This is a genomic window from Moraxella cuniculi, assembly GCF_900637105.1.
GTDB lineage: Bacteria > Pseudomonadota > Gammaproteobacteria > Pseudomonadales > Moraxellaceae > Moraxella > Moraxella cuniculi.
In genome coordinates this window covers 1,711,449-1,725,741 of record NZ_LR134343.1, presented here as the reverse complement: position 1 = coordinate 1,725,741, position 14,293 = coordinate 1,711,449, and the positions used below count along the sequence as shown (strand labels likewise).

The window sequence follows — 14,293 nt, the reverse complement described above, 5'->3', positions numbered from 1 at the left end:
ATAGTCATTATAATAACTGCAACCAGTGATATTTTTTTATTTTACATATAATATAAATTAAGTTAATCTAAAATTATGATTCATTGATAATATCAGCGGCTGAATTTTCGCATTTGTATCAAAAGACAACAAAGCCACCAATATGCCATTTTGGCATTTTGCACGAGATTGGCAAGTGTTTGTATGGTTATAAAATTAAAACCAATTTTTGTCAGTGGCATAATGGGCTGCTGCATGGTTGATTGTGGGCAAAATTACCAAAAATTATGATTCAGATACCCTGTGGCAAACAGCTCTTTAATCGGTGAGTAACTGCGGCGATGTTCGGGTAAGATGCCGTGCGTGGTGATGGCGGCTTTGTGCTGGGCGGTGAGATAGCCCTTATGCTTGGCAAGTCCGTATTCTGGATATACCTTATCCAAAAGTAACATTTGGCGATCGCGATGCACTTTGGCAAGAATACTGGCACAAGCAATGCTGCTGTGAGTGGCATCACCTTTGATAAGAGTTTGATTTTGATAAAAAAATTCAGCACAGCCGCCTTGTAGGTTCGGGAATTGATGTCCATCAACAACAATCTGGGTATCGCGTGGCACGAGATGATGGCGAGCAACCAGAGTTTCGATTGCCAGACGCATACCAAGCAAAGTGGCGTGCAAGACATTGATTTCATCAATGACACTGCGTGGTACATCGATAATTGCATAATCAGCCGCCAGCAGTTTTATGGGTTCAAACAATCGCTCACGGCGGGTTGCTGTGAGTTTTTTGCTGTCGTTAATCAACTCAATTGGGGTTGTGCGTAAATCCACCGAATTAAATTCACCGCTAAATGTTGCAGGTAAAATTACTGCAGCGACAGTCAGATTGGCAAATAATGCTCCTCTGCCAACCTCGTCAATACCGATAATAACTGGCGTATCGCTGATTTTGGCATCAGGCTTGATGATGATATTGCATTGTGTGATGAGTGAATGATCAATCATAATTTGTTCTGAAAATAGCTTTGTAATACCGACTGGGCGGCACCATGATGACTGTCTGCACGCAAGGTCTCAGTGGTTTGCTGTAGCAGTTGTATTTGTGCTTGTTGATTGTTGAGTATGCCGAAAACTTCGGCACTGACTGTCTCGGCAGTGGCATGATGCTGGATAAGCTCAGGCACGATTGCCTTGCCAGTTTGTCCATGAGCCAAAATATTAGGCAGGGCAACATAGGGGATTTTGATAAGTCTCTGGGCGATGGCAAAGCTTAATTTGTTCATTTTATAGACAACAACCATTGGGCGGTTTAGCAATAGGCATTCAAGCGTTGCTGTACCTGAAGCCAGCACAACAACATCACTGACATTCATACAGGCATGGCTTAAAGATAAATCGCTTGGCTTTTGGTTGCTGTTATGCAAAATATGCAAAGCTGCCAGCAGTTCTGGGTGCGTGTTTTGTGCGATTTGCCGTATCAAATCAGCTTGTGCTGGCGTGATGACAGGTAGGATAAATTGGCTGTTTGGCAGCGTGTCATGAATTTTTTTGGCACTGTCTAATAATAGTGGCAAAATAGCATGAATCTCACCATTGCGAGAGCCTGCCATAAGGCAAATGCGGTGGCTGGCTTGCTTCAGTGTTGCCGTGCCAAATGCTGTGGTTTGCTGGATAAATTCGTGCAGACGCACAGGCATGGGGCGTGTATCGGCGTGAAGTTTGCTCAATAAGGGGTGTCCAACACAAACGGCAGGGTGCTGATGTTTTTGATAAACTGCCAGCTCAAATGGAAATAAACACAGCACCAAATCAGTTGCTTGCTTAATGCTGTTGATGCGGTTTTCTCGCCATGCCCAAATGCTTGGGCTGACATATTGCACACAAAAAATCCCTTGTTTTTTTAATGACTTACCCAGTCTAAGGTTAAAATCAGGAGCATCAATACCGATAAAGATGTCAATTTTTTCATCAAAAAATGCTGATAAAATTTGTTTTTTTGCTCGCACAAGGTCGGGCAGATGCTTGATGACCTCTATTAGCCCCATGACTGACAGCCGACTCATCTCAATCAGGCTATTTAGTCCCTGTGCTGCCATTTGTTGTCCGCCAACACCCACCCAGCGAATGTTCGGGTGAAGTTGGTTCATCTGCTGCATAAAATCACCGCCCAATGCATCGCCAGAGACTTCGCCTGCAACGATACCGATGGTTAAGGTAGGATTGCTCATCTTAGTCGCCCAGTTTTTTCTTTTTTAATAATACCAATACCGCACCGTTGCCGCCATCATTGGCTGGTGCCGAAACAAATGCCATAACCTCGTTCATTTGTCGTAGCCAGCCATTGACGCAGGTTTTGATGATGGCATCTTTGCCTTTGCCGTGTACAATTTTTACGACAGTTTCGCCTTGATTTATCGACTGATGAATCAGCAGCTGCACGGCAGATCTTGCCTCTTCAATGCTTGAGCCATGCAGATCTACAGCGTCATACCACCGCAATTTGCCTTGTTTTAATTGCTCGAAGACTTTGTTTTGTAGCGTTGGGTTTTTGTAGGATAAATATGCCTCGCCAGCAACGGGATTTAGCAGTGCTTGCATGTCTGATAATGTGCCACCGATTTGCTCATCACCTTGTGCTGCCATGCGGCGGCGTAGTGCATTATCATCAATGGCAGTTGGTTTTTTTTGGCTGACGGTTGGCGTGTTTTTTAGTGGTACGACCCCGTGCATGGCTTGCAAAAATAATTGCTTATCATCATGGCTTGTTGGTCTGTCAGCTGCTACGGGGGCTTTTTGGGCAGTTACAGTGGGCTCAGGTTTGCTAAGCTTGGCAAGTGCTTGCTGCTGTGATTTTGATAAAATATCTTTAAAACTTGGTGTGCTCATACTAATTTATGTGTGATAAATTTGGGCAAATTTGCTGGATTTTTGTCTAATAAGGGTGCTAATAAGCGTGTTGCTGCTAAATTAATTGGCCAAAGCGACAAAGCCGCCCATGGGCGACCTTGTGGTGTAATCAGCGATTTGCCAGATGTGGCTTGATGGTTTTGGCAAATTTTCGTAGGGTTTCTACCGTTGCCTCCCAATCCAGACAGCCATCGGTAACTGATTTGCCATATTCTAAGTCGTCCAAATTCACAGGAATGTTTTGGCGACCGCCTTTAAGATGGCTCTCAATCATCAGCCCCATGATGGACTGGTTGCCATTGGCGATTTGGCTTGCGACATTTTGGATAACCATGGGCTGTAAATACGGATCTTTGCCACTGTTGGCATGGCTGGCATCAATCATGATTTTGCCGTTGGTTTTGCCTTTGGCAAGCTCATTTTCGGCGGCAGCGACAGCAGTTTCGTCATAATTTGGCTTGTCATTGCCGCCACGCAGGACGACATGAGCGTATTTGTTGCCTTTTGATTTGATGATAGCGACTTGACCATCACCAGACAAACCCAAAAAGCTATGACCTGACTGCACCGCTTGCATGGCATTGACCGCAACCGTCATGCTGCCATCGGTACCATTTTTAAAGCCAACAGGGCAAGACAGACCAGAACTCATTTCTCGGTGCGTCTGGCTTTCGGTGGTGCGTGCACCAATTGCTGACCAGCTGATGAGATCTTGGATATATTGTGGCGTGTTTGGATCTAGGGCTTCGGTGGCACAAGGTAAGCCTTTTTCGTTCAGCTCAAGCAATAATTTGCGTGCAATGTGCAAGCCTTTTTCGATATCAAAACTGTCATTCATGTCAGGATCGTTGATTAATCCTTTCCAGCCTGTGGTGGTGCGAGGTTTCTCAAAATATACACGCATGACAATGAACAGTTCATTTTTTAATTCTTCTGAAAGAATTTTTAATTTATCAGCATATTCTTGGGCGGCAACTGGGTCATGTATAGAACAAGGACCAACAACGACCAAGATGCGTTTGTCCACACCGTCTAAGATATTCTCAATAACTTTGCGACCAGTTAGGACAGTTTGATAAGCATTGTCTGATAAGGGCAGTTTGGATTTTAGGCTGTTTGGCGTAATCAGCGGAATGAATTTTTCAATATTCACGTCATCAATTTCTTTGTGCTGTGTGGTAGGCTGGCTCATGTTAGCTCCCTGTTTTATATGAGTTGGCAGCTTGATTTGATTTGCTGCGATACTATTTGGCTCAATGAGGCGATGCCATAGAGAAAATAAAGCACATTATGCCTGTTGTTGCTATTGATTACAAGCCAAAAATGCTGTTTTCTGACAATTTTTTGTGAAATTTTTACAATCATGTGCCAAAAAATCAGCAAATTTCTGCATGGCATTGTCTGATAAAGTTGGGCTTGTTAGCGGAGCTTCTTTGTTTCTGTCAAAATTGACCAACCAATCCCAAGTTCTTGGATTTCAAGATGTATAAAATTGTGCTATTATAGTGCTTTTATAATCAAGCAGATAGTGTTGAGTATGAATGACGCAATGAGTTATGCCGAGATTCAGGCAATTGTTGATGAAGATTTTGCCATCATGGATAAGCAGGTTTTTGGCAGTCTAAATTCCAAAGTGCAGCTGGTGATGAGTGTCTCAAAGCATGTGATTGATGCTGGTGGCAAGAGAATGCGTCCATTGATTACGCTATTGACCGCCCGAATGCTGCAAGATATACAAAGTGAGCAGGCAATGCAGCTGGCGGCGATTACCGAGATGCTGCATACGGCAACTTTGGTGCATGATGATGTTATCGATGCTTCAGGGCTGCGTCGTGGCAAGCCGACCGCCAATGCCACTTGGGACAATGCCACAGCGGTGCTGGTGGGGGATTATTTGATTGCCCGTTCTTTTAATTTATTGGTTGGGTTTAATAATTTGCCACTGCTAAAGCTGTTTAGCGATGGCACTTGCGATATTGCCGAAGGGGAGGTGCTACAGCTACAACATCAGCACAATCCAGAGGCTTGCGAGGCGGATTATATGCAAATCATTGACGGCAAAACTTCACGATTGTTTATGATGGCGACCAAAGGTGCGGCGTTATTGCAGGGTCGTGATGAGCTGCTTGATGATTTGGGGGCGTTTGCTTATCATTTTGGTAATGCCTTTCAGATTATAGATGATGTGCTGGACTTTAGTGGCGACATGGTAATCATGGGCAAGAATTTGGGTGATGATTTGGCAGAAGGTAAGCCAACTTTGCCAATCATAAAAACATTAGAATTTCTAAAAAATTCAGCCAGTGATGATTATGATAAATTACGCATTGCTGTTCAGACGGGCAAGGTAGATGATGCGGCGGTGCTGATTGACTTGGTGCGACAATCTGGAGCAATAGAATACTGCAAAAATCAAGCACTTGAGCAGACCAGATTGGCACAAGAGGCACTGGCACGCTTGCCTGACAATCGCTATCGAGACGGGCTGTATCAATTGACCAAACTTGCCAGCTCTCGCCTATCTTAGGTGGGGTTTGAAGGGTCTGTTTTTGATATTATTTAAAAAATTTTAATAATATCATGATTTTGGCGAAAAAATCTACGGATTGATGATTTGGGTAATATCCATCAAGCCAAAGGGATAGCACAGCAGGCGATTGTTGGCAATCAAAATAGGAATGCTGCTGCCAAGCATATCAACGAGTAATAAATCGCTGCTATCGCTTAAATCAAGCGTTGCCAGTGTGGGCGGATTTGTGATAATACTCAATGCTTGATTAACTGTTTGTGTAGCAATTTGGCATAAATGACAACCATCAGTGCCAAGCAGATACCATGTTTTTGCTGCATGAGTTGTCGTAAAACAAGCCAAAATCTCAGCAATGATTTGTGTGCCATCTGGGTGAGCGTGGCTCAAAAGATGCTTATTTGTGTTGAGTTGTGCAAGTATCAATCGGGTACTGGGGCTTAAGATGGTAGACATAGCGGTGTTTGTTTGCTTAAGGTGTTTTGTGTATTTGGCATAAAATAGGGGTTATTTTAGCGTGTTTCGCTGGCTTTTTAAATGGGTAATTGCACCCATATTGCTGCTATTTTTTGGCATTCAGTTGCTGGTTGCCTTGCTGCTTATTTGGTGGGCGAATGCACCTGTGCAAACTTCTGCATTCATGCTTTGGCACAGATTATCAGGCGGTGAGGTTGTGCAAACTTGGGTGGGTTATGACAAAATTGCCACCCCTGTCAAGCAAGCCGCCATCGTCAGCGAGGATGCGAAATTTAGCACGCATCGAGGCTTTGATTTTGCCAGCATACAAGCAGCCATGCGTGCCAATGAGGCAGAAGGGGCGGTTAGTGTGGGTGGCTCGACCATCAGCCAGCAGCTTGCCAAAAATTTATTTTTAACCTCGCATCGTTCTTATATTCGTAAGGGCGAAGAGGCACTGATTACAGTGATGATGGAAAGCCTGTGGCAAAAGCAGCGAATCTTGGAAGTGTATCTGAATGTTGCTGAATTTGGCGAGGGGATTTATGGCATTGAGGCGGCGGCTTGGCATTATTTTCGCCGTCCAGCTGCCAAGCTAAATCGTGAGCAAGCGGCGTTATTGATTGCACTATTGCCCAATCCCAAATACTACGGCAAAAATCTAACCGCCAAACGCTTGCGTAATAAACAGCGGGTTATCTTGCGGCGTATGAACAGTGCAAGATTGCCTTGAGTTTGTCAGTTATAGCCTTGGATTGTCATCAAACTGTCATAAAAATGCCATAGAATGGTTAAAAGACGGTTGGACGATACTGCTAAATTTGGCAAAATAAAAGGCACTTAGCAAGCGGTCAGATATTTAATTTATAATGATGTATTAATTAAGACAAAATTAAAAATATAGCCAAGGCGAGAGATGGTTATTTTTCGCCTTTTAAGGACAATTGGGAATTATATGATGAATAGCTCAAATAAACAGCATGAGACAGTCGCGACAATCCCGTCTACAGCTCAAGATAATCGCATGACAGCCAACCAAGCCTTGATTGAGCTTGAGGGTTTGTTTGATGAAAAGGGTAGGTTTACGCCAAATTGCTACATTAATCGCGATTTGTCGGCATTGAGATTTCAGTTGCGTGTCTTGGCACAAGCGGCAAATCCCAATCACCCTTTGTTGGAACGAATGTTCTTTTTGACCATTTTTTCATCAAATTTAGATGAGTTTTTTGAGATTCGTGTTGCAGGCCTGTTACAAAAAATGAAACAAGGCGATCAAGTCAGCAGTTTAGATGGTAGAAAACCCAGCGAAATTTTACAAATCATCAGCAAAATCGCCCATGGTGCGGTTGATGAGCAATATCGTATGCTCAATGAGGATATTTTGCCCGAGCTTGCCAAGCATGAAATCCGTTACCTAAAGCGTGATGAGCTAAATGACAAGCAGCGTGCATGGATGAAAGAATATTTTGTCAGTCAGGTGATGCCTGTTTTGACGCCGATTAGTATCGACCCTGCCCACCCGTTTCCAAGACTGGCAAACAAATCATTAAATTTTATTGTAACGCTTGATGGCAAAGATGCCTTTGGTCGTGATATTAACCTTGCCATCGTGCCAGCCCCGCGTTCGCTGCCACGCGTCATTCGCCTGCCTGATGAGCTAACAGGGGGCAAGGACCATCATGTCATGCTTTCGGCGGTGATTCATGAATATATTGGCGAGTTGTTTTTGGGCATGACAGTAACAGGCTGCTATCAATTCCGCCTAACGCGTAATGCTGACCTTGCACTGGCTGACGATGTTGATGATATTGCCAAAGCATTAGAAGGTGAGCTTAATAATCGCCGCTTTGGGCAAAAGGTGCGTTTGGAGGTAACGACCAACTGCCCACAGCAAATCAGCGAGTTTTTGTTAAAAGAATTTGCATTGGATAGCTCGCAGCTATACCGTGTGAACGGCCCTGTAAATTTGACACGGCTTTTGACCAGTTTTGATTATCCAAGGCTGAAGTTTTCACCATTTACTGCCGCCATTCCTAAGGCGTTTCAGGGCTTAAACAAAGCTGACACAGGCTCAATGTTTGCCACCATTGCTCGTCAAGATGTGCTGGTGCATCACCCATTTCATGCCTTTAGCCCTGTGGTGAACTTGCTGTGGCAAGCGGCCAATGACCCTGATGTGCTGGCAATCAAGCAGACAATTTATCGCTCTGGGGTTAATTCAGAAATTGTCCAAGCACTTGCCGCTGCTGCTCGTAATGGCAAAGAAGTAACGGCAGTGATTGAGCTGCGTGCAAGGTTTGATGAGGCATCCAATATTGCTGTGGCAAATATGCTCCAAGAGGCAGGTGCGGTGGTGGTTTATGGCATTGTCGGCTATAAGACGCACGCCAAAATGATGCTAATTATTCGCCGTGAGGTGGGCAAAATCCGCCGTTATGCACATCTAGGCACAGGGAATTATCACGCAGGCAATGCCAAGGCATATACGGATTATGGATTATTTACCGCCAATGAAGAGGTTACCGAAGATGTCGCTGGGGTGTTTTGGCAATTGACTGGCATGGGCAGACCGTTGCCTTCCAAGCAGATTTTGCACGCACCATTTACACTGCATGATACGCTGATGCGACTGATTGACGATGAGATTGCTCATGCCAAAGCGGGCAAAGTTGGGCGAGTGATTATGAAATTCAACGCCCTAACCGAACGCAAAATTATCAATAAATTGTATGAAGCAAGCCAAGCAGGCGTGCAGATTGATTTGATTGTGCGGTCAATTTGTTGCTTGCGCCCACAGGTGGCAGGATTGTCTGAAAATATCCGTGTGCGTTCAGTGGTAGGGCGGTTTTTGGAGCATACACGCGTGTATTATTTTGCCAATGATGTACAAAATGGCGGTCAAGAACGGCTGTACTGCGGTTCGGCAGACTTGATGGATCGTAATTTATTGCACCGTGTTGAGGTGGCATTTCCAATTTTAGATAAAAAATTATTCAAAAAAATCTATGAAGATGGATTGATAAATTATCTAAAAGATGACACTCAGGCATGGGAATTGTCAGGCACTGGCGAATGGTATCCAGTGGTAGGTGGCACGCACAATGCTCAAAGTTATTTATTAAATAAAATATCGTTAAATATCAAATGAATACATTATCTGTCTGTCCTTGTGGTTTGGGCGATGTTTATGAGCAGTGCTGTCAGCCATATCATTTGGGAGAGCTTGCAGAAAATGCCGAGCGACTGATGCGTTCTCGTTACAGTGCTTTTGTGTATCAAGAGATTGACTATATCATCGCCACGACTTTGCCCATTCAGCAGCATCTGCTTGATAGGGCGGCATTGCTGGCATGGACACAGCAGCTGACTTGGCAAAAATTGACCATCAAACAAGTGGCAAAATTAGATAGGCTGCACAGCAAAGTGCATTTTTGTGCAGATTTTATTTATAATGACACAGGTGTGCAAGAATGCCACGAGGAGCATTCGGTCTTTGTGCAGATGATGAATGCTCAAAATAAGCCTTGCTGGTATTTTTTGGATCCAACTGTGCCGATACTGCGAAACAGACAAGCTGTCTGCCCATGTAAATCAGGCAAAAAATTTCAGTCGTGCTGCGGCAGATTTTTATAAATATGACAAACGACATACCGCATAAACAGTTGTTGCTTTTTTGTATCGGCAAATTATGATACAATCAACAGGCATCTGCTGTCGATGATACAAGCATGGCAGTGGTGCATTTGGATTTGATGATTTTGATAAGGTGGCTTTATGGCGGGTAATACAATTGGACAGCTTTTTCGGGTAACAACTTGCGGTGAGTCGCACGGTGTGGGGCTGATGGCAATTGTTGATGGCGTGCCACCGGGGTTGCCATTGACCGAGGCGGATTTACAGATTGAGCTTGATCGCCGTAAACCGGGCAGTTCAAAATTTGCCACCCAGCGACAAGAAGATGATGTTGTGCAGATTGTCTCTGGTGTGTTTGAGGGGCGAACAACAGGCACGCCGATTGGGCTGATTATCCATAATACCGACCAAAAATCTAAGGATTATGGCAATATCGCCAATACTTTTCGCCCAAATCATGCCGATTATAGCTACACGATGAAATATGGCTTTCGTGATTATCGTGGTGGCGGTCGTTCGTCTGCCCGTGAGACGGCGATGCGTGTTGCCGCAGGGGCGATTGCCAAAAAATATTTATCACAAAGACTTGGCATTACTATCCGTGGCCATGTAACGCAAATCGGCTCAGAAAAAGCAAATAAATTGGACTGGCAAGAAGTGGCCAATAACCCATTTTTTTGTGGTGATGCTGATGCCGTGCCACGCTTTGAGCAATTGATTAATGATTTGCGTAAGCAAGGCACAAGCTGCGGTGCCAAACTTGAGATTTTTGCCGAGAATGTTCCTGTTGGTTTGGGTGAGCCTGTTTTTGACCGCCTAGATGCAGACATTGCTCACGCCATGATGAGTATCAATGCAGTAAAGGCGGTGGAGATTGGCGATGGTTTTGCGGTGGTTGAGCAATATGGGCATACCAGCCGTGATGAGCTGACCCCAGATGGCTTTACCGCCAATCACGCAGGGGGTATCTTGGGTGGAATATCCAGCGGTCAAACGATTCGGGTTGCTATCGCCCTAAAGCCAACCGCCAGTATTACCACTTCAGGTAAGAGTATTGATTTGCAAGGTCAGCCAGTTGATGTGATTACCAAAGGTCGCCACGACCCTTGTGTTGGTGTGCGTGCCACTCCGATTGCAGAGGCAATGCTTGCGATTGTGCTTTTGGATCATTATCTACGCCACCGAGCCCAAAACGCCGATGTTGTAGCACCAATTGAACCAATCGCCTGATGATTATTTGGGTGATGTGTGTTGCTTGACAGGGCTGTGGCAAGTGCTTGAATTTATTAAGTTATTATTAATTAAATTGGAATTTGAATAAATCAGCCAAAACTGTTTTTGCTAATGTTTTGATGGGTTGGGAGTAGGTCATAATGCTAAAAAACTCTAAATTTTGCATTGCTGGTGCTGCTTGGTTGCTTGTGTTGCTAAGTGGCTGCAAACCGCAAGCAGAAACCCAAATCCTGACGATTGACGACACGCCAAAGCAAGAGGAGCAAGCAGAGTCGCCAACTTACAAAAATAAAAAAGACAGCTGTCCTCGCTTGGTGCAAAAAAAGGTGGGCAGCACCCAAGTTCTGCGTCAAGACAGCATGACAGGCAAAAGTTGTGATTATTTTATTTACCCATATATCGGCGATACGGTACAGGCTTCGGTATCTGACAGTCGCATCAGCCTGACGCTTGTTCGTCCAAACTGGCACGACTTTGCCAACGGGTCTTATCAGGTCAGCGACAATGGTCGCCATGTCATTCGTTTGCAGTATGATGCTTTTGGCAGCAAGCCACCTGTGATGGATTATGTCATTGAGATTGATATTCAACCTGCGGTAAATTAACAAGAATTCTTAACCAAGTACGCATTATTACAGTTGATAATACGCCCTGTTTTGTCAGGGTGTTTTTATTATATTTTTATAAAATTTAATTAATTAAAACTTAATATCATGATAAAAATAAAGATGCTGCGTTGGGTAATTTTGACAAAACCAAACTGATTTTATCCCATAAAAATAGCCGATTGCTCGGCTATTGTGTGTGGATTATTGCTCATTCCAGCGTTTTTGGCTTTCTTTGATAACTTCGGTTGCAACATCAACGCCAAAAAACCCCTCAACAACGGTCGTGCCAGCTTTTTTAAGGTCTTTATAATGGCTAAAGTGGAAGTTTAGCTGTTTGATCAGTTGTTCAGGCAAATCTGCCAAACTGTTGTAGGCATTGCCATTGTTGCGGTCATCGGCTGGCACAACGATGATTTTGTCATCAACTTCGCCGTCATCAACGAATTTCATCACGCCGATGACTTTGGCTTGTAAAAAAATGCCTGTGCTTAGTGGTTGGTCAGTGATGATCAGTGCGTCCAACTCATCGCCGTCCTCGTCCAAGGTTTGTGGGATAAAGCCGTAATTGCAAGGCTTGGCAAAGGCAATCGGCTCAACACGATCAAGCTCAAAGCACGCCAGTTGGCGATTCCATTCGATCTTGTGGTTTGAGCCTGTTGGAATCTCGACCACGACATTGATGATGCCACCATCAACATCACCTGCGTCCAAAATTTTGTTAAAATCTGCCATAATATGCTCCTATGATAAAAGTAAAAAACCGTGTTATTTTAGCGTATCTTGGGGTCGTAATTCAACCAAGCCTGCGTGCCGTTCGGCGATATTTTTGATAAATTGCTTGATAAATTCGCCAGTGTGTTGCTTGTCAAATTGCCCAAAGCTCTCAAGTTTTGCCATGGGCATACCTGCATAACCACAAGGGTTGATGGCATCAAAGGCGGTCAGATTATTGACAAGATTAATGGCCACACCATGATAGCTAAAACCTTGTTTAATCTTAAATCCCAAACTGGCAATTTTGCCAAGCATATCACCATCGTGATTATAAATATACACGCCGGGTGCATCACGGCGTGATTTGGCATACAGCGAGCTGGGCAGATAAGGGCTTAGCACATCTTCGATGGCTTGCTCAGCATGACTGACCAAATCACGCACACCAAAGCCCAGTCTGTGCAAGTCAAACAACCAATAAACCACCAACTGCCCATAGCCATGCCAAGTTACCTGACCACCTCTGTCAGTCTGGATAATTGGGGTGTCGGTTCGGTACAAAATATGCTCGGCCTTGCCTGCTTGACCCAGTGTATAGACATCTTGATGCTCAACAATCCATAATTCATCAGGGTGATTTTTGCCTGCTTTTTTATCCTCAATGCGTTGCAAGGTATGGTTAAGCATTGCCTCGTGTGTGCTTTGGTAGTCGGCATTATCAAGCAGACGGACATGAAACTGCGAGCTAAGTGGCTGTAGATTGCTAAGTTGTGAAGAGGGGGTGAGTGCGTTCATGGTGTGATTTTTTGTAATTATTTGGCTGTATCATAATAAAGAGTTTGCCAACAGATTGCAAGATACATTGATAAATTTGCCAAAATCACAAGCTGACTTTGGGTTATAAATGACACAAAATCGATGCCAAAGGGTGCAAAATTCGTTGATTTTGTGTATCATAGTGCCAAGATTGCCAGCTTAGTTATTATCAAGGACTGCTTTATGAGCATTTTATCTACAAATCAACCAATCATCAGTTCGCTGCTTGATAATGATTTGTACAAATTCACCATGCTACAAGCAATGCTGCACCAGTTTCCGCAGACGCATGGTGTGTATCGTTTTCGTTGTCGCAATCATCATGAGGCTGCTTATCCACTGGCGAGCTTGTATGAGGATTTGCAGACGCAGCTGGATTATCTGTGTCAGCTAAGTTTTGCTCAAGACGAGCTGGATTATTTGCGTAGTTTGCGTTTTATCAAATCTGACTTTGTGGATTATTTGGAACTGTTTTCATTAAAACGCCGATTTATTCGCGTATCTATTGCTGACAATTTGCTCAACATTGATATCGAAGGGCCGATGATTCAGGCAATGTTTTTTGAGATTTTTGTCTTGTGCATTGTCAATGAACTGTATTATCGCCGCCTAAGCAATGAACAGATTATCAAAGAAGGGCAGCGGCGTTTGGAAGAAAAAATTACCCTACTTCAACAATACGATGCCGAACAAACCGCCAAGGGCGTGCCTGATGAGCTGGCGTTTACGGTGGCGGATTTTGGCACTCGCCGCCGTTTTAGCAAAGCATGGCATTATCATGTGGTCAAATCAATCAGCAGTGCCTGCCCAAAGATTGTGCGTGGTACTTCCAATGTCTATCTTGCCAAGCAGTTGGGGCTGACACCCATTGGTACAATGGCACATGAGTTTATGCAGGCATTTCAGGCACTTGATGTGCGATTGCGTGATTCACAAAAGGCGGCACTGGAATGCTGGGTGCGTGAATATCGTGGCGATTTGGGCATTGCCTTGACCGATGTGGTGGGCATGGAGGCATTTTTGCGTGATTTTGATTTGTATTTTGCCAAGCTGTTTGATGGTTTGCGGCACGACAGTGGCGATCCGTATCAATGGGGCGAAAAAGCCATCGCACATTATCACAAATTAAAAATTGACCCAAAAACCAAAATTTTAACTTTCAGCGATGGTCTGACCTTGCCAAAAGCATGGGATTTGCATCAATATTTTGCAGGCAGAATAAAAACTGGCTTTGGCATAGGGACAAATCTTACCAATGACATGGGCATCACACAGCTAAATATTGTCCTAAAATTGGTGGCGTGCAACGGACAACCTGTTGCAAAAATCTCTGACAGCCCCGGCAAGACCATGATTGAGGACGATACTTATCTTGCTTATTTAAGGCAAGTTTTTGAGATTAAATAAGTACTCAAAAG

14 protein-coding genes are annotated in these 14,293 nt (G+C 44.1%); 7 read left to right on the top strand and 7 right to left on the bottom strand.

Translation table 11 applies throughout. The features are described from left to right. Nucleotides 1-254: 254 nt before the first annotated feature. The 4 genes from rnhB to EL162_RS07840 all read right to left on the bottom strand — a co-directional run bounded on the left by rnhB (nucleotide 255) and on the right by EL162_RS07840 (nucleotide 4,080). Nucleotides 255-986 (bottom strand): ribonuclease HII, encoded by a 732-nt coding sequence (gene rnhB, locus EL162_RS07855; protein ID WP_126331294.1) that lies wholly within the window; start codon nucleotides 984-986, stop codon nucleotides 255-257. Then, nucleotides 983-2,209 (bottom strand): lipid-A-disaccharide synthase, encoded by a 1,227-nt coding sequence (gene lpxB / locus EL162_RS07850; RefSeq protein ID WP_126331293.1) that lies wholly within the window; start codon nucleotides 2,207-2,209, stop codon nucleotides 983-985. The genes rnhB and lpxB overlap by 4 nt, the downstream gene beginning before the upstream one ends. A 1-nt stretch (nucleotide 2,210) precedes the next feature. After that, a complete protein-coding gene (locus EL162_RS07845) occupies nucleotides 2,211-2,867 on the bottom strand; it encodes a Smr/MutS family protein (protein ID WP_126331291.1) in 657 nt (218 codons plus the stop codon). Between the two features lie 130 nt (nucleotides 2,868-2,997). Beyond that, nucleotides 2,998-4,080: a 3-deoxy-7-phosphoheptulonate synthase gene (locus EL162_RS07840; RefSeq protein WP_076555016.1), complete on the bottom strand. Its 1,083-nt coding sequence runs from the start codon at nucleotides 4,078-4,080 to the stop codon at nucleotides 2,998-3,000. A 345-nt stretch (nucleotides 4,081-4,425) separates the two neighbouring features. Here EL162_RS07840 and EL162_RS07835 point away from each other — a divergent pair, with 345 nt between their 5' ends. Continuing rightward, a complete protein-coding gene (locus tag EL162_RS07835) occupies nucleotides 4,426-5,415 on the top strand; it encodes a polyprenyl synthetase family protein (RefSeq protein ID WP_126331289.1) in 990 nt (329 codons plus the stop codon). A gap of 72 nt (nucleotides 5,416-5,487) precedes the next feature. On the opposite strand, the gene EL162_RS07830 is transcribed toward EL162_RS07835, so the two are convergent. Continuing rightward, nucleotides 5,488-5,805, bottom strand: a complete 318-nt coding sequence (locus EL162_RS07830; RefSeq protein WP_126331287.1) for a hypothetical protein — start codon at nucleotides 5,803-5,805, stop codon at nucleotides 5,488-5,490. A gap of 127 nt (nucleotides 5,806-5,932) precedes the next feature. Between EL162_RS07830 and mtgA the strand changes: the two genes are divergently transcribed. The 5 genes from mtgA (at nucleotide 5,933) to EL162_RS07805 (ending at nucleotide 11,342) form a co-directional block, all read left to right on the top strand. Continuing rightward, nucleotides 5,933-6,604: a monofunctional biosynthetic peptidoglycan transglycosylase gene (gene mtgA, locus EL162_RS07825; protein ID WP_126331285.1), complete on the top strand. Its 672-nt coding sequence runs from the start codon at nucleotides 5,933-5,935 to the stop codon at nucleotides 6,602-6,604. Nucleotides 6,605-6,895: 291 nt separating this feature from the next. After that, nucleotides 6,896-9,019, top strand: coding sequence for a polyphosphate kinase 1 (ppk1, locus tag EL162_RS07820; RefSeq protein ID WP_126331715.1), 2,124 nt, complete (start codon nucleotides 6,896-6,898; stop codon nucleotides 9,017-9,019). After that, complete coding sequence (locus EL162_RS07815; RefSeq protein ID WP_126331284.1) at nucleotides 9,016-9,504, top strand: YchJ family protein; 489 nt, start codon at nucleotides 9,016-9,018, stop codon at nucleotides 9,502-9,504. The genes ppk1 and EL162_RS07815 overlap by 4 nt, the downstream gene beginning before the upstream one ends. A 141-nt stretch (nucleotides 9,505-9,645) precedes the next feature. Next, on the top strand, nucleotides 9,646-10,734 hold the full coding sequence (gene aroC / locus EL162_RS07810) for a chorismate synthase (protein WP_126331282.1): 1,089 nt from the start codon (nucleotides 9,646-9,648) through the stop codon (nucleotides 10,732-10,734). 143 nt (nucleotides 10,735-10,877) lie between these two features. Beyond that, a complete protein-coding gene (locus EL162_RS07805; protein ID WP_126331280.1) occupies nucleotides 10,878-11,342 on the top strand; it encodes a hypothetical protein in 465 nt (154 codons plus the stop codon). 204 nt (nucleotides 11,343-11,546) lie between these two features. On the opposite strand, the gene EL162_RS07800 is transcribed toward EL162_RS07805, so the two are convergent. Continuing rightward, nucleotides 11,547-12,077, bottom strand: coding sequence for an inorganic diphosphatase (locus EL162_RS07800; protein WP_126331278.1), 531 nt, complete (start codon nucleotides 12,075-12,077; stop codon nucleotides 11,547-11,549). Nucleotides 12,078-12,110: 33 nt separating this feature from the next. Further along, entirely contained in the window at nucleotides 12,111-12,854 is a 744-nt protein-coding gene (gene lipB, locus EL162_RS07795) for a lipoyl(octanoyl) transferase LipB (protein ID WP_126331276.1), read from the bottom strand. A gap of 204 nt (nucleotides 12,855-13,058) precedes the next feature. On the opposite strand from lipB, the gene pncB reads away from it, so the two are divergent. After that, complete coding sequence (pncB, locus tag EL162_RS07790) at nucleotides 13,059-14,282, top strand: nicotinate phosphoribosyltransferase (protein WP_126331274.1); 1,224 nt, start codon at nucleotides 13,059-13,061, stop codon at nucleotides 14,280-14,282. Nucleotides 14,283-14,293: the final 11 nt, after the last annotated feature.

Bases quoted from the DNA above. Each gene is read 5' to 3' on its own strand.
- EL162_RS07845 (WP_126331291.1), bottom strand. From the start codon at position 2,867: ATGAGCACACCAAGTTTTAAAGATATTTTATCAAAATCACAGCAGCAA.
- EL162_RS07815 (WP_126331284.1), top strand. From the start codon at position 9,016: ATGAATACATTATCTGTCTGTCCTTGTGGTTTGGGCGATGTTTATGAG.
- EL162_RS07805 (WP_126331280.1), top strand. From the start codon at position 10,878: ATGCTAAAAAACTCTAAATTTTGCATTGCTGGTGCTGCTTGGTTGCTT.
- rnhB (WP_126331294.1), bottom strand. From the start codon at position 986: ATGATTGATCATTCACTCATCACACAATGCAATATCATCATCAAGCCT.
- EL162_RS07800 (WP_126331278.1), bottom strand. From the start codon at position 12,077: ATGGCAGATTTTAACAAAATTTTGGACGCAGGTGATGTTGATGGTGGC.
- pncB (WP_126331274.1), top strand. From the start codon at position 13,059: ATGAGCATTTTATCTACAAATCAACCAATCATCAGTTCGCTGCTTGAT.
- lipB (WP_126331276.1), bottom strand. From the start codon at position 12,854: ATGAACGCACTCACCCCCTCTTCACAACTTAGCAATCTACAGCCACTT.
- aroC (WP_126331282.1), top strand. From the start codon at position 9,646: ATGGCGGGTAATACAATTGGACAGCTTTTTCGGGTAACAACTTGCGGT.
- EL162_RS07840 (WP_076555016.1), bottom strand. From the start codon at position 4,080: ATGAGCCAGCCTACCACACAGCACAAAGAAATTGATGACGTGAATATT.
- EL162_RS07835 (WP_126331289.1), top strand. From the start codon at position 4,426: ATGAATGACGCAATGAGTTATGCCGAGATTCAGGCAATTGTTGATGAA.
- ppk1 (WP_126331715.1), top strand. From the start codon at position 6,896: ATGACAGCCAACCAAGCCTTGATTGAGCTTGAGGGTTTGTTTGATGAA.
- lpxB (WP_126331293.1), bottom strand. From the start codon at position 2,209: ATGAGCAATCCTACCTTAACCATCGGTATCGTTGCAGGCGAAGTCTCT.